Annotated in this window: 16 protein-coding genes; 3 read left to right on the forward strand and 13 right to left on the reverse strand. The window is 71.0% G+C overall.

Going from position 1 to position 20,276, the window contains the following annotated elements; all coding sequences use genetic code 11:
• Positions 1-142: 142 nt before the first annotated feature.
• From mfd to ABH929_RS13625, 13 genes are all read right to left on the reverse strand, one after another.
• Positions 143-3,751 carry a transcription-repair coupling factor gene (gene mfd / locus ABH929_RS13565; RefSeq protein WP_404561604.1) on the reverse strand — a complete coding sequence of 1,203 codons (3,609 nt, stop codon included), beginning with the start codon at positions 3,749-3,751 and terminating at the stop codon, positions 143-145.
• Positions 3,752-3,821: 70 nt separating this feature from the next.
• Positions 3,822-4,406 (reverse strand): aminoacyl-tRNA hydrolase, encoded by a 585-nt coding sequence (gene pth, locus ABH929_RS13570; RefSeq protein ID WP_131845277.1) that lies wholly within the window; start codon positions 4,404-4,406, stop codon positions 3,822-3,824.
• Positions 4,407-4,436: 30 nt separating this feature from the next.
• Positions 4,437-5,069, reverse strand: a complete 633-nt coding sequence (locus tag ABH929_RS13575) for a 50S ribosomal protein L25/general stress protein Ctc (RefSeq protein WP_205464064.1) — start codon at positions 5,067-5,069, stop codon at positions 4,437-4,439.
• A 199-nt stretch (positions 5,070-5,268) separates the two neighbouring features.
• The gene (locus ABH929_RS13580) at positions 5,269-6,636 is read right to left on the reverse strand and encodes an RbtT/DalT/CsbX family MFS transporter (protein ID WP_404561605.1); all 1,368 of its coding nucleotides are present in this window, start codon (positions 6,634-6,636) and stop codon (positions 5,269-5,271) included.
• 310 nt (positions 6,637-6,946) lie between these two features.
• Positions 6,947-7,870 (reverse strand): hypothetical protein, encoded by a 924-nt coding sequence (locus ABH929_RS13585; RefSeq protein WP_404561606.1) that lies wholly within the window; start codon positions 7,868-7,870, stop codon positions 6,947-6,949.
• A 16-nt stretch (positions 7,871-7,886) separates the two neighbouring features.
• Positions 7,887-9,239, reverse strand: a complete 1,353-nt coding sequence (gene manD / locus ABH929_RS13590; RefSeq protein ID WP_240347602.1) for a D-mannonate dehydratase ManD — start codon at positions 9,237-9,239, stop codon at positions 7,887-7,889.
• A complete protein-coding gene (locus tag ABH929_RS13595) occupies positions 9,236-10,525 on the reverse strand; it encodes a mannitol dehydrogenase family protein (protein ID WP_404561607.1) in 1,290 nt (429 codons plus the stop codon). Before ABH929_RS13595 ends, manD begins: the two co-directional genes overlap by 4 nt.
• Positions 10,522-11,409, reverse strand: coding sequence for a sugar phosphate isomerase/epimerase family protein (locus ABH929_RS13600; protein WP_404561608.1), 888 nt, complete (start codon positions 11,407-11,409; stop codon positions 10,522-10,524). The genes ABH929_RS13595 and ABH929_RS13600 overlap by 4 nt, the downstream gene beginning before the upstream one ends.
• Positions 11,406-12,590, reverse strand: coding sequence for a Gfo/Idh/MocA family oxidoreductase (locus ABH929_RS13605; protein WP_404561609.1), 1,185 nt, complete (start codon positions 12,588-12,590; stop codon positions 11,406-11,408). The genes ABH929_RS13600 and ABH929_RS13605 overlap by 4 nt, the downstream gene beginning before the upstream one ends.
• Entirely contained in the window at positions 12,587-13,426 is an 840-nt protein-coding gene (locus tag ABH929_RS13610) for a sugar phosphate isomerase/epimerase (protein WP_205464058.1), read from the reverse strand. Before ABH929_RS13610 ends, ABH929_RS13605 begins: the two co-directional genes overlap by 4 nt.
• Before the next feature lie 85 nt (positions 13,427-13,511).
• Positions 13,512-14,471: a carbohydrate ABC transporter permease gene (locus tag ABH929_RS13615; RefSeq protein ID WP_205464057.1), complete on the reverse strand. Its 960-nt coding sequence runs from the start codon at positions 14,469-14,471 to the stop codon at positions 13,512-13,514.
• Complete coding sequence (locus ABH929_RS13620; protein ID WP_205464056.1) at positions 14,468-15,484, reverse strand: carbohydrate ABC transporter permease; 1,017 nt, start codon at positions 15,482-15,484, stop codon at positions 14,468-14,470. Before ABH929_RS13620 ends, ABH929_RS13615 begins: the two co-directional genes overlap by 4 nt.
• The gene (locus ABH929_RS13625) at positions 15,484-16,842 is read right to left on the reverse strand and encodes an ABC transporter substrate-binding protein (protein WP_404561610.1); all 1,359 of its coding nucleotides are present in this window, start codon (positions 16,840-16,842) and stop codon (positions 15,484-15,486) included. The genes ABH929_RS13620 and ABH929_RS13625 overlap by 1 nt, the downstream gene beginning before the upstream one ends.
• Before the next feature lie 122 nt (positions 16,843-16,964).
• On the opposite strand from ABH929_RS13625, the gene ABH929_RS13630 reads away from it, so the two are divergent.
• The 3 genes from ABH929_RS13630 to ABH929_RS13640 all read left to right on the forward strand — a co-directional run bounded on the left by ABH929_RS13630 (position 16,965) and on the right by ABH929_RS13640 (position 20,225).
• Positions 16,965-18,059, forward strand: coding sequence for a LacI family DNA-binding transcriptional regulator (locus ABH929_RS13630; protein WP_404561611.1), 1,095 nt, complete (start codon positions 16,965-16,967; stop codon positions 18,057-18,059).
• 75 nt (positions 18,060-18,134) lie between these two features.
• Positions 18,135-19,568 carry a glucuronate isomerase gene (gene uxaC / locus ABH929_RS13635; protein WP_263089496.1) on the forward strand — a complete coding sequence of 478 codons (1,434 nt, stop codon included), beginning with the start codon at positions 18,135-18,137 and terminating at the stop codon, positions 19,566-19,568.
• Between the two features lie 57 nt (positions 19,569-19,625).
• Positions 19,626-20,225 (forward strand): class I SAM-dependent methyltransferase, encoded by a 600-nt coding sequence (locus ABH929_RS13640; RefSeq protein ID WP_404561612.1) that lies wholly within the window; start codon positions 19,626-19,628, stop codon positions 20,223-20,225.
• The last annotated feature ends 51 nt before the right edge of the window (positions 20,226-20,276 follow it).

Below are 20,276 nucleotides of genomic sequence, written 5' to 3' on the forward strand. Positions count from 1 at the left end.
TTGCGACGATCCACGCGTCGATCGACGTGTGGATCGTCGCGAACAGCGTGCGTGCGGTGGACGCGCCCACGAGCGGACGGGAGGCACGGTGCCAGCCCGCACCGTGCCTCCTGTCCGTCGCCGCTCGCGACCACACCGTCCCCTACGCGGCCGGGGCCTCCGCCGGCGTCGTCGCGCCGTACACGGCGGTGAGGATGCTCTCCACCCACTGGATCAGGGCGTCGTCCGGCAGCGCCTGGCCGTGCGGCCGCGGCATCGGGATGCTCGCCGCGTTCTGCTGCGGGAACCACTTCGCGCCCGGGAACATCCGCTTGAGCCGCACCTGCGACGAGTCGGCGAGCTCCTTGCCCGCCACGCGCAGGTTCGAGCCCATGACCACCACGTCGGACAGCCCGACCTGCTGCGCCATGCGACGCAGGCGGGAGACCTCGACCAGCGTCTGCACGGCCTGCGGCGGCTGCCCGTAGCGGTCGGTGAGCTCGTCGAGCACCATGTCGATGGCGTCCCGCTGCGCCGTCGGGGCCGAGGCCGCCGACAGCTTCTGGTACGCCTCGAGCCGGAGCCGCTCAGACTCGACGTAGTCCTCGGGGATGTGGGCGTCGACCGGGATCTCGAGCCGCAGCTCGGTCTGCCCCTCGGCCACGTCACCGCGGAACTGCGAGACGGCTTCGCCGATCATCCGGAGGTACAGGTCGAACCCGACGCCCGCGATGTGCCCGGACTGCTCGCCACCGAGCAGGTTGCCGGCGCCGCGGATCTCCAGGTCCTTCATGGCGACCTGCATGCCCGCGCCGAGCTCGTTGTTCGCCGCGATGGTCTCGAGGCGGTCCTGTGCGGTCTCGGACAGGGGCTTCTCGGAGTCGTACAGGAAGTACGCGTACCCGCGCTCGCGCCCTCGGCCGACACGACCGCGCAGCTGGTGGAGCTGCGACAGCCCGTACTTGTCGGCCTTGTCGATGATGAGCGTGTTCGCGTTCGCGATGTCGAGGCCGGTCTCGATGATCGTCGTCGACACGAGGACGTCGAACCGGCGCTCCCAGAAGTCGACCATGACCTGCTCGAGGGTGCTCTCGGACATCTGCCCGTGTGCCACGGCGATGCGGGCGTCTGGCACGATCTCGGCAAGGTGCGCGGCGACGCCCTGGATGTCCCGCACACGGTTGTGCACGTAGAACACCTGACCCTCGCGCAGGAGCTCGCGGCGGATCGCTGCGGCCACCTGCAGGTCCGACTGCGGCCCCACGAACGTCAGGATGGGGTGGCGGTCCTCGGGCGGGGTGGCGAGGGTCGACATCTCGCGGATCCCCGTGACCGCCATCTCGAGCGAGCGCGGGATCGGGGTCGCCGACATCGCCAGGACGTCGACGTTCGTCTTGAACTTCTTCAGCTGGTCCTTGTGCTCGACACCGAACCGCTGCTCCTCGTCGATGATGACGAGTCCGACGTCCTTGAAGGTGATGCCCTGCGACAGGATCCGGTGGGTCGCGATGACGATGTCGACGGTGCCGTCGGCGAGCCCGGCGATGGTCTCCTTCGACTCCTTCTCGGACTGGAACCGACTCAGGGCGCGCAGGTGCACGGGGAACCCGGCGAAGCGCTCCTGGAACGTCTCCATGTGCTGGCGGACGAGCAGCGTCGTCGGCACGAGCATGACGACCTGCTTGCCGTCCTGCACCGCCTTGAACGCGGCACGGATCGCGACCTCGGTCTTGCCGTAGCCGACGTCGCCGGACAGCAGGCGGTCCATCGGGATCGGCCGCTCCATGTCGCGCTTGATCTCGTCGATGGTGGTGAGCTGGTCGGCCGTCTCGGCGAACGGGAACGCCTCTTCCAGCTCGCGCTGCCACGGGGTGTCCGGGCCGAACGCGTGCCCCTTCGACGCCATCCGCGCCGAGTACAGCTTCACCAGGTCGACGGCGATGTCGCGGACGGCCTTGCGGGCCTTCGACTTGGCGGCGGACCAGTCCGAACCGCCCATCTTCGACAGGGTCGGGGACTCGCCACCGACGTACCGCGAGAGCTGGTCGAGCTGGTCGGTCGGCACGAAGAGCTTGTCGCCGGGGTAGTTCCGCTTCGACGGCGCGTACTCGAGCACGAGGTACTCGCGCTGCGTCTTCACCGCGTTGCGGCCGCCGGAGCTGACCTCGCGGCTCACCAGTTCCACGAACTTGCCGATGCCGTGGGTCGCGTGCACGACGACGTCGCCCGGCTTGAGCTGCAGCGGATCGACCACGTTCTTGCGACGGCTGGCCAGCTTCTTGACGGTGCGCGCGCCCTGCTGGACGCTCCGGCCGTAGAACTCCGCTTCGCTGAGCACGACGATGCGCGGATCCGGGATGGCGAAGCCGTGCTCGACGGTGGCCGTCGTGACGATGGCGACACCCGGTTCGGGAGGCGCGGGCAGGGCTTCGGCACGGGCTGCGACCCCGGCGTCGGCGAGGACCTGCACCGCCCGCTCGACCAGCCCCTGACCCTGGGCGGTCACCACGACCGCCCACCCGTCGTCGGTGAGCGCCTTGACGTGCGCGATCGCACCGTCGACGCTGCCCGCGAAGCTCGGCACCGCCTCGGCACGGACGCGGATGTACTCCCCCGCCTCGGCTGCTGCTTCGGCGTCGGTGAGCACGCGCGCGGTGTCGCCCTCGTCGAGACCGGAGTCGAACGGTGACACCGTCCACCAGGTGCGCTGCCCACGGGTGTTCTTGAGCTGCTGCACCGTCAGGAAGTTGCCGGCGTCGAGGTCGATCGGTGCCTGGGCCCCGGCGACCGCGGCGCTCCACGCGGCCTGCAGGAACTCGGTGTTCGTCTCGGCCAGGCTGTTCGCGCGACCGTTCACCCGCTCGGGCGAGAACACCGCGATGGTGGCGTCGTCGGGCAGGTACGAGGTCATCGGGACGAGGTCCTGCACGAGTGCGGGGGCGAGGGACTCCATGCCCTCGACCGGGATCCCCTCGGCGATCTTCGCGAGCATCTGCGACAGGTTCGGGAACTCGTGGAGCATCTCGCGCGCCCGCTGCCGGACGTCGTCGCTCAGCAGGAGTTCGCGTGAGGCCGTGAGTTCGACCGAGCCGAGGTCGTCCTCGGTCGTGCGCTGGTCGGCGACCGAGAACGCCTTGACGGCCTCGATCTCGTCGCCGAAGAAGTCGACGCGGACGGGGTGGTCCGCGGTGGGCGGGAAGACGTCGAGGATGCCGCCGCGGACGGCGAACTCACCGCGCCGCGTGACGAGGTCGACGCGGGCGTAGGCCATGTCGACGAGCTTCGCGGCGATGGCGGCCAGGTCGTTGCCGCGCGAGTCGGTGCGCAGCGCGACCGGCGCGAGCGAGGTCAGATTGGCGGCGATCGGCTGCAGCGCGGCGCGGACGCTCGCCACGACGATGGTGGTGCGGCGGTCGGCGGCGTCGGCAGCGGACCACGACGCGAGTCGGCGCAGGGTCGCGATGCGGGTGCCGACGGTCTGCGCACTGGGGCTGAGCCGCTCGTGCGGCAGGGTCTCCCACGCCGGGAACTCGAGGACGTCGGCATCGGGGACGTAGCTGCCGAGGGCGTCGCGGACGGCTTCGGCCTCGCGCCCCGTCGCCGTGATCACGAGCACGCACTGGGGCCCGTTCCGCTCGGCGATCAGTGCTCCGAGCAGCGGGACCCGCAGGCCGTCGACGACCGAGAAGTCGGCGTCACGAGGCGCGGCGCGGAGCACGCGATCGAACGCGGAGGCGCGCGAGAGCGCAGGGATGATGCCCGAGATCGTCACTCAGGAGATGGTACCGGCCCCCACCGACACCGCCCGCGTGGTGCGCGACGGGCGAACACGGGCGGCCCGGTCAGGACGGTGCGTGTACCCGCTGCTGCGCGGCGACGAGTCCGACCTCGGCGATCGCCTCGACCGCGTCCGCGGCGTCGGCCAGCAGGATGGGCAGCGACTTCTTCTCGGCTGCGGAGAAGTCACGCAGCACGTAGTCGGCGGGGTCCTGACGACCGGGCGGACGACCGATGCCGACCCGCACGCGCGTGAACTCGTTCGTGCCGGTGGCCTTGATGATGTCGCGCAGCCCGTTGTGGCCGCCGTGACCCCCGCTGCCCTTGAGGCGGACGGTGTCGAACGGCAGGTCGAGCTCGTCGTGCACGACGACGAGGTCGGCCGGGGTGGCGCTGTAGAACCCGAGGACCGACGAGACCGGTCCGCCCGAGGTGTTCATGAACGAGCCGGGCTTCGCGAGCACCAGGCGCGGACCGCCGGGCACCAGGCGCCCCTCGGCGACCTGGTTCGGCGTCTTGTGCTTCTTGAACCGCGCACCCATGCGGGCGGCGAGTTCGTCGAGGACCATCTGGCCGACGTTGTGACGGTTGCCGGCGTAGTCGGGCCCGGGGTTCCCGAGTCCGACCACGACCAGCGTTCGATCCGCCACAGCGTCGACCAGATGCCTTCGAAGGGGGTGTTACTCGGAGTCGACCGGCTCGGAGCCGCCCTCGGCACCGGCTTCGGCACCGGCCTCGGCCGAGGCCTCGTCCGCAGCGTCGTCGTCGGCGGTGCCACGCGGGGTGACGATCTGCACGACGAGCGCCTCGCCGTCGGTCTCGAGCTCGGCGCCCTCGGGAAGGGTCAGCTCGGCGGCCGTGATCTGCTTGCCGTCCTCGAGGCCTTCGACGTCGACGACGACGTGCTCCGGGATGTCGGTCGCGAGGACCAGCAGGGAGACGGTGTTCAGGTCCTGCACGTGGATCGTGCCGGAGAAGGACTCGCCCTCGACGACGACGGGCACGTCGACCGTGACCTTCTCGCCGCGGCGCAGGACCACGAGGTCGATGTGCTCGATGATCTGACGCACCGGGTCACGCTGGACGTCCTTGACGAGGGCGAGCTGCGCCGCACCCTCGATGTCGAGGTCGACGACCGCATTGGCGGTACGGACGAGCAGCATGGTCTCGTGACCGGGCAGCGAGATGTGCTTCGGCTCGGTGCCGTGGCCGTAGACCACCGCGGGGATCTTGTCGGCGGCGCGGAGCTTGCGCGCTGCACCCTTGCCGAACTTGGTGCGGACGTCCGCTGCGAGCTTGGTGTAGTCGGCCATGGTGCCTCCTGGTCTCGGGGGTCGACACCGGCGGTCCGGCATCGTGGGGGTCTGTGGTGTTGCAACTCGAACGCGTGCACGCGTGAGGAACGTTCCCTGGGCTGGGCCGGGTCTCCCACCGCGTCGATCACGGCCGCTGTCGCGGCCCTCGCCGAAGTCAATCACCCACCCTACCAGCACCCGTCGGGCGTGTCGTGCCTCAGTGCCCGGCGGCCACCGCCTCCTTCGGCACCTTGAGGAACGACAGCACCACGAAGGCGAGGACGTAGAGGCCGACGAACGTCCAGACCACACCACCGGGCCCACCCCACGGCAGGACGGCGCTGACCACGGCGTTGCCGAGGAAGGTCGCACCGCCGGCTGCCGTGGCGTACATGGCCATCGCGGCACCGCGGCGCTCCTCGCCGGCGAACGCGGGGACGATCGCGCCCATGGGCGTGAACCCGGCGAGCATGATGCCGAACACCGTGCCCGCGGCGGTGGCGAGCCAGAAGCCCCACTCGGAACCGGCCGGCACCAGGTGCGGGACGTACCACCAGGCCAGCAGTCCGATCGCCGAGGCGCCGATGCCGAACCACTTGACGGTGCGGATCCAGCCGATGCGGTCGCCGAGTGCGCCGAAGAAGGCGTTGAACAGGATGTTGCCGGCGTAGACGATCACCGTCATCGTGAGCCACTTCGACTGGCCCCACCCGAGCTCGGTGCCGATGATCGCGGGCATGATCACGAACATGCCGAACTCTGGTGCAGTGTTGACCAGCCGGATGACGACGGCGAGCAGGACCTTGGGGCGGGTGATGCAGACCTCGATGCCGCTGGCGATGACCCGTGCGGCGGAGTGCGAGCGCGGGGCGATGCGGCCGAGCCCGGTCCGCTCGTGCACGCCGAAGCGGACGATCACCCAGCCGGCCACGACCAGCACGAGCGACAGGGCCATCGACCACGTCTCACCCGTGGGGCCGCCGCCGAACGCGGGGATGCTGCCGATCGCGATGAGCGATCCGAGCGTCGGCAGGCCACCGGTGAAGACGACGTAGAACCAGCCGACGGCCGTGGCGTTCCGGTCGCGCGCGACGGTGTGGTTCACCCAGCAGAGGAACGAGAAGGCGAACAGCGGGAACCCGAGTCCACGGAGGAAGTACGTCAGGGCGATGAGGCCGACCGACCCGGTGGGCAGCGCCGCGAGGAACGCGACCTGGAACACCGCCCAGAGGACGGCGCCGATCGTCATGACGCGACGCGGGCCCCACAGCTCGGAGAGCACGCCGGCGAAGTAGGACGCCACCAGGACGGCGACGCCGTAGATGCCGATGACCATCGCGGCGCTGTCCGTGCCGCCCGAGCCGAGGGCCGCGGCGATGTGCGGAGCGATGAAGTTCGACTCGATGCCGTCGCCCGTCATGAAGACGAGGACACCGAGGAAGCCCCAGCGCAGCGGGTGCGGGATGCCGAGGCGGGCGATGAAGCCCTCGCGCTCGGCGGCCGGTGGTGCGGCCGTGGGTGGAGCAGTCGTCACGCCGTTCGGCGGGGTCAGGGTCGTGGTGCGGTTGGTGCGGGGTTCCGACATGTGTCGTCTCTCCTGGAGGGGCCCCGGAGTGCTCGACCCGGCATCGCGGCATGTCTCCGGGGTGCGCCGCGCGCCACGCTCCTGACCGCCCGCGCAGTGGCTGCGGGCGGTCGGGGCGTCGGCGATGATGCGAGTCCTGTACCCGGGGCGCCCCGTGCTGATGCGGAGACGGATCCCGGCGGACCATCGCCGGCCCGAGGCATGGTGACCGACGTTAGACCGCTCCAACGCCGCTCGTCAAGAACGACAACTGTTGTGTAACGATCCGGGCAGCGGAGCGTGCGCGGAGCGCGTTCCCGGCGTACTGGGGTCAGCGACCGAGGCTGCGCCGGTGCTCCTGCGCGGCCGCCAGCAGCTCGCGGGCGTCGTTGCTCGTGACCTCGGCGGCGTCGCGAGCGCGTTCGAGTTCCTCGATCGTCGCCGCCGCCCGCTCGAGCTCGCGCTGCAGGTCGGCCCGGCGTTCCTCGGCCGTCTCGAGCTCCGACTCCGCCGCGTCGAGTGCGGCGTCGGCGTCCCGCGACTCGCTCCGGGCAGCGGTCTCCGCCTGGCGCGCGGCCTTCCGCTCAGCGGCCGGGTCACGCTTCGGCTTCGGCTTCGGCTCCGGCTCGGCGTCCGGCTCCGGTCGGTCCTGTGGTGCGGTCTCCTTCGACCGGGAGGCACGGCTCGCCTTCCGCGCGCCCCTCGCCTCGGTGATCGGGATGGGTGGGGCGTCACTGCCGGACCAGGCGTCCGGCACCGCGTCCGGATCCGCGAGCACCCCGTCCAGGTCGACCGCGTCGAACCCCACGCTCTCCAGCGGTGCCACGAGCAGCCCCGAGCGCACGGCGGCTCCGGCGTGCGGGTCGGCCATCGCGGCCTCGATCGTCGCGCGCACCTGGTCGAGCACGGCGGGCGTCGCGGGGTGTCCGGCGTCCGAGGCGAGGTCGGCGCCGGCCTGCGCCAACGCCTCGATCACCTCGGAGCGCTGCTGTCGGAGCGTCCGGATCACAGCGGGATCGGCGTCCGCCTGGGCCTTGCGCAGCGCGGGGCCGAGGTCGACCGCGTCGTCGAGGGCGCCGTCGCGCGCGAGCAGGTCCACGACCCACGCTGCCGGTGCGGGCTTCCGGAGCTTCCCGATCGCCGCCGCCAGGGTCCGGTCGTCCTTCCGCACCGCACGCTGCCGGGCGGTGCGCTCGGCGACGAAGTCCCCCGGCGCGACGAGCAGCAGCTCCCTGGCGACGTCGGCGAACTCCATGCCCCCAGCTTGCCCGCTACCAGTCGTGGACGGTGCCGTCGGCCAGGCGGTTGAACGGCAGGTACGCCTGCTCGTAGGGGTACTTGCCGGCCTCGTCGACGTCGAGGCTGACCCCGAGGCCGGGCTCGTCACCGGGGTGCAGGTAGCCGTCCGTGAAGGTGAAGGTCTGCTGGAACACCTGGTTCGTCTGCGGCCCGTGCTGCATGTACTCCTGGATGCCGAAGTTGTGGATCGCCATCCCGAGGTGCATCTGGGCTGCCAAGCCGACGGGCGAGATGTCGGTCGGCCCGTGGAACCCGGACTTGATCTGGTACATCGCGGCGTAGTCCATCGTCTTCTTGAGCGGGGAGATGCCGCCCATGTGCGTGACGGCTCCGCGGACGTAGTCGATGAGCTGGTCGCGGATGATGTCCTTGAAGTCCCAGATCGTGTTGAAGACCTCGCCGATCGCGAGCGGCGTCGTGGTGTGCTGCCGGACGAGCTTGAGCGCCTCCTGGTTCTCGGCCGGGGTGCAGTCCTCGAGCCAGAACAGGTCGTACGGCTCGAGCGACTTGCCGAGCTTCGCGGCCTGCAGCGGGGTCATCCGGTGGTGGCCGTCGTGCAGCAGCGGCAGTTCGGGCCCGAACTCGCTCCGGACGGCCTCGAACACGGTGGGCACGTGGCGCAGGTAGGCGCGGGTGTCCCAGTCCTCCATGGCGGGGAAGGCCCCGCGCTGTGCGGGCTCGAAGTCGTACCGGACGCCCTCGTTGCCCTCGGTGGTCTTGTTCGAGGCGATGCCGTAGATGCTCTCGAGGCCGGGGACGCCGGTCTGCACGCGGATCGAGCGGTAGCCCTCCTCCTGGTGCTCGCGGATCGAGTCGAACAGCTCCGGGAGTTCCTTGCCCGAGGCGTGCCCGTACGCCATCAGCCCGGTGCGCGAGGCGCCGCCGAGCAGCTGGTAGAGCGGCATGCCGGCGACCTTGGCCTTGATGTCCCAGAGCGCCATGTCGACGGACGCGATCGCCGCCATCGTGACGGGGCCGCGGCGCCAGTACGACGAGCGGTACAGGAACTGCCAGGCGTCCTCGATGCGGCTGGCGTCGCGGCCGATCAGCAGCGGCACGACGTGCTCGGACAGGTACGCGGCGACGCCGAGCTCGCGGCCGTTCAGCGTCGCGTCACCGAGGCCCGTGACGCCGTCGGCAGTCGTGATCTTCAGCGTCACGAAGTTCCGGTTCGGGCTGGTGACGATGACCTCGGCGCGCTCGATGAGCTGGCCGCGGTCGGCCGACGCCCACGTGTCCGGACGCCCGGAGGTGTGCCCGGTCGCCGCACCGGTGTCGGCGGCGCCCGGCACCGGGGCCGCGGGGTTCGTGGTGGTGTCGGTCATGCGTGGACTCCTTCGTCGGTGCTGGTGGTGGTGCGTGCGGCAGTGCTCGCCGCCCGGATGTCGTCGGCCGCCGCGGTGATCGCGTCGACCACGGCGGTGGTGTCGAGGTCGGGGGCGATGACGCGCAGCACGTCGTGCACGTCCGAGTCTGCCCCGGGGGCTCCGTCGTCGTCCACGAGGTCGGGCTGCGTCGTGACGTGGAGCCACCACGCGGCGATCGCGGTCGCGGCGCCGGGCCCGATGCCGGCGGACGGCTCGCGCTCGAGTCGGTGCCGCACGACGTCGACGACCCGGACGGGCAGCTTCTGCGATCCACCGGAGGCGATCTGCCGCAGGGTGTGCCGGATGCGCGGGTTCTGGAACCGGTCCTCCAGGGCAGTGCGGGCGGCGGCGATCTCGTCGGACGGCAGCGGCAGTTCGCGGGCTGCCTCGTCCCACAACTGCTCGACGGCGGCACGGCACACCGGGTCGTCCATGGCCGCGGCGACGGTCTCGTGCCCGCGCTGGAGCCCGAGGTACGCGAGCAGGGAGTGCGAACCGTTCAGGAGCCAGAGCTTCCGCTGCTCGTACGGGGTGACGTCGTCGACGATGCGCACGCCGGCGGTGTCCCACGCGGGGCGGTCGATCCCGTCGAAGGCGTCCTCGAGCACCCACTCCGCGAACGGCTCGGTGACGACGGGCGCCCGGTCGCCGGCGAGCGCTCCCGGCAGGGCGGCGAGGCCCTCGACGTCGGCGTCGGTGGTCGCGGGGGTGATCCGGTCGACCATCGACGACGGGAACGAGACGGTCGCCTCGATCCACGCGCGCAGTGCGGGGTCGGTGGCGGCACCCAGCACGGCCTCGCGCAGCACCGCACCGTTGTGCGTCAGGTTGTCGAGGCTGACCAGTGCGATGCGGCCGCCGCCGGCCCTGCGCCGGGCGTCGAGCCCCGCGACCAACCGGGCGGGGACGTCGGAACCGGACCGGTAGCCCTGCTCGGTGACCGTCAGCGTGACGATGGTGGTCTCCGGGGACGCGACCACGTGCCTCCAGGCCGTGTCGTCGCTGCCCGGGTGGGCGGCCATGATCGTGTCGACCACCTCGGCGTCGTCGCCGGTCGCTGCACGCGTGACCAGCGTGTAGCGGCAGTCCTGTGCGGTGAGGGCGTCCGCCGCCGCGGGCGAGCGGCCGGTGAAGGCGGTGATGCCCCACGGCTCCCCCGCGGAGTGGGCGGTGTACCAGGCGAGGTGGGCACGCGCGAACGCCCCCACCCCCAGGTGGACGATGCCCGGTCGGCGATCGGTCATGCCGACACCGGGACGAGGGACCGCAGGTACGCCAGGTTGTCGGCGGTGCGGGCCTCGAGCGGCAGGTCGGTGGAGAAGTCCTCGATGGTGACCCAGCCGTCGTAGCCGACCTGGCGGAGGGCGTCGAGGTACTCGGAGACGGACGCCTGCCCGGTGCGCAGCGGCGCCCACTCGTTCTGCCAGATCGTGCTGCCGTCGGCGCGGGTGTCGCCGGTGTCGACCCAGCGGGCGTTCTTCACGTGGGCGTGCGCGAGGTACGGGCCGAGGAGCTCGAACGCGGCGAGGTGGTCCTCCTGCCCCTCGATGACCAGGTTGCCGAGGTCGTGGATGACGCCGATGTGCTCCGGGTCGAGGCCATCGACGAGCCGCAGCGCCGCCGAGGCCGAGGGCGTGATCGTCATGTGGTGCAGCTCGACGAGCGCCTTCACGCCGAGCTCGGTCGCCCGGGTCACCGCCCACTCGAGGTCGGCACGGGTGCGGTCGAAGATCTGCCCGTACGTCTCGCCGGTGCGTTCCTTCTCCTGCCGGTACACCGGCATCGAGATCCGGACCTGGCGGGCGCCGAGCTCGCTCGTGACGCGGAGCATCGTCTCGACGCCCTCGTGGTCCGACGCCTGCTGGTACCCGCCGATGCCGGAGTACTCGAGGCCGGCGGCGTCGGTGATCCGCGCGATCTCGCCGACCTGGTCCTGGATGCCGGTGAACTGCCACGTGGAGTTGTTGCCGGCCCAGAACGAGCGACCGGCGGGCACGACGGTGCCGTCCGCGGGGCGGTCGTCGACGATGCGCCACTCGACGCCGTCCCAGCCCTGCTCGGCCAGCGTCGAGGCGGCCTGCGACGGGGTCCAGTCGGGGGTCGAGGCGGTGAACACGGAGAACTTCATCGGGATGCTCCTTCCTGGGCGCCCACCACGGGCACCACATCGTCGTACTTGCCCTCGATCACGTCGTCGATCCGGACGGGCTGCCCGAGCGTCGCGCTGACGTACAGCCCACGCACGACGGCGAGCGACACGAGGGCCGCGTCGACGGTCACGCCGGGCGCACGGCCCTCGCGGATCGCGGCCACGATGTCGGTGTACTGCCGGCCGTGCCCCGCGGCGAAGTGGTCGGGCTCGGCCGGCCCGCCGACGACGTGCTCCGGCGGGACGACCTCGTCCTTCTGGTCGACCGCGCCCGCGACCGCCGAGGCGTTCGAGGTGGTCGAGGCGGACTCGAGCGTGGCGGCGTCGGGTGCGATGTGGAAGTAGGCCAAGCGGTCGTCGTCGACGATCGCGGAACCGTGCGTGCCGTACACGGCGTAGCGCGCGGAGAGGCCCGGGTACGCGGCGGTCGTGCAGTGGATGACGCCGAGTGCGCCGCCGGCGAACCGGACGGTGGCGACGGCGGTGTCCTCGACCTCGATGCGGTCGTGCGCGAGCAGCCCGGTCTGGGCCGAGATCTCGACCGGGCGACCGAGCGCCCAGACGAGCAGGTCGACGGTGTGCACGCCCTGGTTCATCACCGCGCCACCACCGTCGAGCGCCCAGGTGCCGCGCCAGTCGCCGGAGTCGTAGTACCCCTGCGACCGGTACCAGGCGACGCTCGCCAGGCCGGAGGTCACGGTGCCGAACCCGCCGTCGTGGGCGGCTGCGGCGACGGCGGCCGAGGCCGGGTCGAAGCGGTGCTGGCTGATGACGCTCGTGACGAGTCCTCGGTCGCGGGCCGATGCGGCGAGCGCGGCGATCTGCCGGGCCCGGGGCATCGTGGTGTCGAGGGGCTTCTCGATGACGACGTGCTTGCCGGCGGCCAGGGCGGCCTCGGCGAGCTGGACGTGCATGCCGGAGGGTGAGCAGATCGCGACGACGTCGATGTCGGTCTGCGCGATCGCCTCCTCGGTGGTGGCCGTCGTGATGGGGCGGGCGACGCCCATCGCCTCGATCTCGTCGGCGGCGCTCGTGGCGGCGGCGGGGATCGCGTCGACGAGGGCGACGACCTGCAGGTCCGGGTGGTGGACGGCGACCGTGGCGTGGTGGCGTCCGATGACGCCGGCGCCGACGACTGCCAGCTTCAGTGGGGTGGTCATCGCAGGGTGACTCCGATCTGGTCGGTGAGGGTGCGGAGGGCACGACCGGCGCGACCGAAGGCCGCGGGGCCGGAGAACCCGCCGAGGGAGGTGAAGTCGCTGAGGTGCGGCTCGAGCGAGGCGTAGCCGGAGTACCCGGCGTCGCGCAGCGCGGTGAGGGTCTGCAGCAGTTCGCCGTCGCCCTCACCCGCGGGGACCACCGACGAGTCGGCGGCCAGGGCGTCCTTGACCTGCAGGTAGTCGACGTAGGGCGCGAGCTGCGCCCACCCGTCGGTGAACGGCTTGACGCCGCACTGCACGTAGTTCGCGTTGTCCCAGGCCAGTCGGAGCGCCGGCGACCCGACGCTCTCGACGATGTCGAGCACGCGGGAGGGGACGTCGCCGAAGATGTCCTTCTCGTTCTCGTGCAGCAGGGTCACGCCCTCGCGTGCGGCGAGGTCGGCCAGGGCGCGCATCCGGACGAGGACGTCGTCGCGGACGTCCTCCGGCTGCCGGCCCTCGAAGTAGAACGAGAAGATCCGGATGTTCGTGGTGCCGAGGGCGTGCGCGGCGGCGATCGCGCGACCGAGCCGTCCGACCTCGTGCTCGACGGGCTCGTCGACGGAGACCTTGCCGATCGGCGAGGCGATGGCGGACACGGTCTGTCCGCGCTCCTCGAGCAGGCGGTGGAGTCCGGCGAGCTGGTCCTCGTCGAGGTCGACGACGTTCACGCCCCAGGCGCTGCGGACCTCGATGGCGCTCGCGCCGAGCGCCTGCAGGACCGCGACCTGGACGACGGGGTCGGCGTCGATCTCGTCGCCGAAGCCGGAGAGTTCCCACGTGGGCTGGTCGGTCATGGTGTCCTTTCGTGTCGGACGGGAGGTGCGTGGCGGGGCCGCCACGGGCCTCCAGTCCGGTTCTGGGTTGCGGTGACTGCCGCGCTCACTTGACGGAGCCGGCCGTCAGACCGCCCACCAGGTAGCGCTGGAAGATGAGGTACAGGGCGACGACCGGCACGGCGCAGACGATCGACGCGGCCATCATCTGGCCGTAGATCGGGACCGCACCGCCTTCCTGCGCGGTGCCGAGCACCTGCAGGACGACGGCCACCGTCCGGGTGTTCGGGGTCGTCATGATCGTGGAGAACAGGACGTCGTTCCAGCCGAGCAGGAAGGCGAAGATCGCCGAGACGACGATGCCGGGCCACGACAGCGGCAGGACGATCTTCGTCAGGATCTTCGTGCTCGAGGCGCCGTCGATTCGGGCGGCCTCCTCGAGTTCCTTGGGCAGACCACGCAGGTAGGTGACCATCACCCAGGTCGAGAACGGCAGGGCGAACGTCAGGTAGGTGACGAACAGACCCCAGCGGGTGCCGATGATCTGCACGCCCGTGGCACTGGCGATGTTCGAGAACACCACGAACACGGGCAGCAGCAGGAGCGTGCCGGGGATCGACTGCAGCGCGAGGAGCCCGCGCAGGATGGTCAGGCGGCCGAGGAACCGGAACCGGACCAGCACGTACGCGGTGGACACGGCGAGCGCGGCACTCGCGATGGCGACCGCACCGGCGGTGAGCATCGAGTTGACCAGCCCCTCGCCGAGGGCGACCGTCGACCAGATCTCGACGTAGTTCGACAGGGTGAACTCGGACGGGAAGTACTCGCCGCGGGCGACCGCGACGTCCGAGTTCACCGAGCCGAACAGGATGTACAGGACCGGGACGGCGATGAACGCGATGATGATCGCGATCACCACGATGAGCAGCCAGCGGGGCAGGAGCCGGGTGACGTCGGTGTCGTAGGGGCGTTTGTGGGGCTGCCTGCGGTCTCCGGTCGTGATGCTCTCGGTGAGCGTCGCGGTGGGGCGGGTGCGGGTGCTGAAGGTCGAGCTCGGTGTGCTCATGCGCGTGCTCCGTCGATGTCGGCGGCGGTCGGGGCGGCGGCGAGCGTGGCGCGGTCGGCGCGGCGCTGCTTCCGGTTGGGGCCCGCGTCGTCACCGGTGTCGAGCTTGACGGCTCGCAGGTAGACGAACAGCGGGATGGCGACGATCACGAGCGAGCAGATCGCCATGGCCGCTGACAGGCCGAAGCGGAACGACTGGAAGCTCGCGATGTAGGTCAGGACGGGCATGACCTCGACGCTCGACGGCAGCGGGATGCCGAACAGCACGAACGGCAGGGTGAAGTTGTTGATGTTGTGCAGGATCGCGATGATCACCGCCAGGCTGAGCGGCCCGCGCAGGTACGGGAAGATGATGTAGCGCAGCTTCGCCCACCAGGTCACCCCGTCGAGCGCGGCGGCCTCGTGCACCTCGTTGTCCACGGCCTGCAGCCCGGCGAGCGACAGCAGGTAGACGAACGGCCAGCTCGTCCAGATCATCACGCCGGCCAGCGCCCAGTAGGACGCGGAGCCGTTCAGCCAGAGCACGTCGGTGTGCAGGATCGAGTTCACGACGCCCTGCGGCTGCAGCATCGTGCGGAAGAACGTGCCGACGACGAACGCGGGCAGCACGTACGGGATCAGGTAGATCGACCGGACGAGGCCGCGCCCCGGGAACCGGTTCTGCGTCGAGATCGCCGCAGCGACGCCGATCGGGACGGTGACCGCGGTGACCAGGACGGACAGCGACACCGAGATCCAGATCGAGTGGAGCAGGGGCGAGTTCGTGAAGGCCTCGGTGAAGTTCGCGAAGCCGACGAACGGGGCGCTGAACCACTGCCGCAGCGTGTACTGGTCCAGGTCGAGCATCGCGATGAAGAAGCCCACCAGGAGCGGCACCACGATGACGGCGAGCATGAGGACGCCGCCGGGGATGAGCATCCAGAGCGGACGCTCCTTCTTGTACAGCGGCGTCGTGCCGTGCGGGCGGACCGCCTGCGGTGCGCGCTGCTGCGGCTTGGTCTGTGTGGCGGTCATCACAGACCTCCGTTCTTCTGACGGTCGAGGGTGGACTGGGCGTCCTTCTGGGCGTCCTGCAGACGCTTGCGGAGCTGGTCGTCGGTGACCTCGCCGCTCTTGAGCGACGGGATCGACTGCACGACCACGTCGACCAGGGCGAGCTGGATGTCGGACCAGGCGCCGGTGAAGGCGGTGGGCTTCGACAGGCGGCCCGCGTCGATGATCGGCTTGAGCCGGGGGTTGTCTGCCGCCAGGTCAGCGGCGGCGGACGCGTTGGTCGGCAGGTTGCCGAACAGGTCGTAGTACTCGAGCTGCGCCTTCGGTGCGCTGAGCTGCTTGACGAAGTCGAAGGACAGCTGCTGCTTCGTGCCGTAGTCGGCCACCACCCAGTTGTCGCCGGACAGGATGCTCGCGGCCTCGATGCCGTCGGCGGGGCGTTCGCTCGCACCCGGCGGGATTGTGGGGAGCAGGGCGAACTCGTACTTGCCGTCGACCTTCGTGTCCTTGAACGAGTTGATCGCGGTGGTGGTCGTCATCGGGAAGAACGCGGCCTTGCCCTCGGTGAACTGGGCCAGGGCCTGCGCGTTGTTCCAGCCGATCGCGGCCTTGTCGACGACGCCGTCCTTCGTGACCCAGTCGAAGTAGGTCCGGTACGCGTTCTCGACGGCGTCGCTGTCGATCTCGGCCTTCCCGTCCTTCGAGACGATGGTGTTGCCGGCGTTCTGCGCCATGCCCCACACGAACTTCCACGGGTCGAAGCCGTCGGCGTAGGCGATCGCCATGCCGTGCACGTCACCGCTGGTGGTGGCCTTCGCGTCCTCGGTCAGCTCGTCCCACGTGGTCGGCATGTCGGTGATGCCGGCCTTCGCGAGGAGGTCCTCGTTGACCGCCATCACGAACGGACGGCTGGCGAACGGGATCCCGATCTGCTTCGAGTCGCTCGGACCCGAGATGCCGAACGAGGCCGGGTCGAACTGGTCCTTGCCGCCGATGGCCTTCCACTCCTTCGATCCCATCTCGACGAAGGCACCGGTGGCGTAGGCGGTCGGGGTGAACGTGGTGCCGATGGCGTAGACGTCGGGGCCCTGGCCGGAGATGACGCTGGTCTGGATCGCGGTCAGTTCCTCCTGTGCGGACGAGTAGGTCTCCCACTGGATGTCCGCACCGGTGGTGCGCTTGAACTCGGCAGCGGTGTCCTGCTGCCACTGCTTGCGCTCCTTGGGGTACGTGGTGTCCGCGCCCATCATCACGCGGAGGGTGTTCGGGTCGTCACCGCTGCCGTTCACGACGGCGCAGCCCTGCAGGGAGAGAGCGGCGAGGGCGATCACCGCGACGGCACCGACGAGGGTGCGGGGCTTCAGCCGTGTTGTGTTCATCCGGGGGCTTCCTCCTCGAGACCTCCTCCGGGCGGCGCTGCCCGGTGGCACCACTGTTCCGCCGTTGGCAACATCCGGCAACCGGTTGCCACTTGTTGCCAGACGCGAATACGTTCGGCCTCGTGAGCGACACAGACATCGACGTCTCCGGCGCCGGCGGCGGCTTCCGCACCGACGCCGACGCGAGCGCCGGCACCGGTTTCAGCGCCGCCCGGCGCGTGACCATCCGGGACATCGCCGACGCGACCGGCGTGGCCCCGTCGACCGTGTCCCGCGCACTCTCGCTGCCCGACCGCGTGAACCACACCACGCAGGAGCGCATCCAACGAGCGGCCCGCGAACTCGGCTACGTCGCCAACTCGCAGGCACGCGCCCTGACGTCCGGCCGCACCCGAGCCGTCGCCGTGCTCGTCTCCGACATCACGAACCCGTTCTACTTCGATGTCATCCGTGGCACGCAGCACCAGCTCGCCGGCGCCGGGTGGACGCAGTTGCTCGTCGACACCGAGGAGTCCGCCGATGCCGAACTCGCCACCCTGAGCTCGATCGGCGCGAAGGCCGACGGCGTCGTCCTCACCGCCTCGCGCCTGTCCGACGCCCAGATCGCCCGGTTCGCCGAGCGGATCCCCCTGGTCGTCGTCAACCGTCGCCCCGCCGGGGTGCCCTCGGTGCTCATCGACACCCCCGGCGGCGTCGAGCAGGCCGTGCAGCACCTCGTCTCCCTGGGCCACCGCGACGTGCTCTACGTCGCCGGTCCGGACAGTTCGTGGTCGAACGAACGCCGGTGGAAGGCGCTCGTGCGCGTCGCGAAGCGCCTCGGGGTCCGCGTCGCCCGCATCGGGCCGCACGCGCCGTTCGTCGACTCCGGCGCCGCAGCCGCCGACGCCGCCGTGCACGCCGGGGCCACCGCCTGCATCGCCTTCAACGACCTGATCGCGATCGGCATGCTCGCGCGGCTGCGGGAACGGGGCGTCCGCGTCCCCGAGGACATGAGCATCGTCGGCTGCGACGACATCTTCGGTGCCGACTTCTGCAACCCGCCGCTCACCACCATGACCTCGCCGATCGAACGCGCCGGCCGGGTCGCGATCCGGATGCTGCTCGGCCGGCTCGGTGCGATCCCTGCCGACGAGCTGCCCGGTGAGCACATGACCGGCGCCGTCGCGCTGCCCACCCACCTGACCGTCCGGGAGTCGACGGGTCCCGCGCCCGCCTGACGCTCGCGCACGCCCGCTGCACCCGCCGGCCCCCGCCGCGCCCCGCCGTCCGTACCGTTCTCGAAGGAGTCGATGATGACCCAGACCAGCACCGCCACCCGTCTCGCGCCGCACCCCGACCGGCTGCTGCCCGCCGACCCCGGTGCACGTCAGGTGGCGCGAACCGTCTACGACGCGGTCAAGGACGCACCGATCATCTCCCCGCACGGACACGTCGATGCGGCGCTCATCGCCGCCGACCAGCCGTTCAGCGACCCCGCGTCGCTGCTCATCACGCCCGACCACTACGTGCTCCGGTTGCTGCACGCGAACGGGGTGGACCTGGCCGCGCTGGGACGCGCCGACCTGTCGGGGACCAGCCCCGTGCCTCCCGGTCGCGCCATCTGGCGGAACCTGGCGGACCACTGGGACGACTTCCTCGGCACCCCCGTCCGCTACTGGTTCGAGACCGAGCTGCACGACGTCTTCGGACTGACGGAGCAGCCGTCGGCGGCGAACGCCGACGCCCAGTACGACCACATCGCCGGTCTGCTGGCTTCGCCCGCCTTCCGCCCGCGCGCGCTGTTCGACACCTTCGGTATCGAGGTCCTCGCCACCACCGACGGTCCCGCCGACGACCTCGCCGCGCACGCGCAGCTCGCCGCCGACCCCGCGTTCACCGGCCGGGTGGTCCCCACGTTCCGCGCGGACGCAGTGTTCGACCCGTCGCGGCCGGACTGGAGGCCCGTGGTCGCGTCCGTCGGCGAGGCCGCCGGCATCGACACGGGCACCCACGCAGGACTGTTGGCAGCACTGCGCGCACGTCGCCAGTACTTCATCGAGCACGGCGCGACCGCCACGGACACCGGGGTGCTCGACGCCGGGTCCACGCCCCTGTCCGTCACCGACCGTGAGCGCATCCACGCAGCGGCGCTCCGCGGCGACGTCTCGACAGCCGACGCCACCGCGTACCGGCACGACATGCTCTACCGCTGGGCCGAGATGAGCGTCGAGGACGGCCTCGTCATGCAGCTGCACCCCGGCGTCATCCGGAACCACCACGCACCGACGCTCGAACGCTTCGGCCCGGACACCGGCCACGATCTGCCCGCCGTCGGGTCCTTCACCACGCCGCTGCGGCCGCTCCTGGAGTCGTTCGGCACCGCTCCGGGCTTCCACCTCGTGCTGTTCACCGTCGACGAGACCGTCTTCTCGCGCGAGATCGGCCCCCTCGCCGGCTTCTACCCCGCCGTGTACGCCGGAGCTCCGTGGTGGTTCATCGACACCCCGGCGGCGATCGGCCGCTACCGCTCCGCGATCACCGACTCGGCGTCGTTCACGAAGACCTCCGGGTTCATCGACGACACCCGGGCGTACTGCTCCATCCCCGCGCGGCACGACATGGCGCGGCGAGCGGACGCGGCGTACCTGGCGTCGCTCGTCGTCACGCACGAGATCTCCGAGGAGGACGCCGTCCGCACCGCGCGGCGCATCGTGTCCGACATCCCACGGGCGACGTTCAAGCTGTAGGGGTGCGGGGTGCCGCGTGGTGCGAGGTGAACCAGCCGAGGCGGTACGGTCGGGCGCATGACCGAGCGGGTGACGGCTGCCTACGGCGCTCGCGCTGCGGAGTACACGGCAGTGCTCGGATCGATGGACGCCGTCCACCCAGACGACCGCGCGCTCGTCGACGCCTGGGCAGCGGGACGCCGAGATCTGCTGGTCGACGCCGGGTGCGGCCCCGGTCACTGGACGGCGCACCTCGCTCGGAACGGGTACCGGGTCATCGGGATCGACGCCGTGCCGGAGTTCGTCGAGCACGCACGGCAGACGCACACTGCCTCGGTCGACTTCCGGGACGGATCGATCGATGCGCTGCCGCTCGCGGACGGCAGCGTCGGCGGCGTCCTCGCCTGGTACTCGGTGATCCACCACGAACCCTCGCGGGTCGGCGTGCCACTGGACGAGTTCCGGCGGGTGCTCGCCCCCGGCGGTGGGCTCCTGCTCGGGTTCTTCGAGGGCCCCGCGGTCGAGGCCTTCGACCACGCGGTCGTCACCGCGCACCGCTGGCCGGTCGCGTCCCTGGCAGCGCGGCTGGACGGAGCGGGCTTCGACGTGGTGGACGTCCACACCCGGTCAGCGCCCGAGCACCGACCGCACGGGGCGATCAGCGCGGTGCGCCGCTGACGGATCCCGTCGGCCGTGCCTCCCAGCCGGGGTGTCCCGCGAAGCCGTCTG

Origin of the sequence: Curtobacterium sp. AB7 (assembly GCF_044909335.1) — a bacterium.
Classification (GTDB): Bacteria; Actinomycetota; Actinomycetes; order Actinomycetales; family Microbacteriaceae; genus Curtobacterium.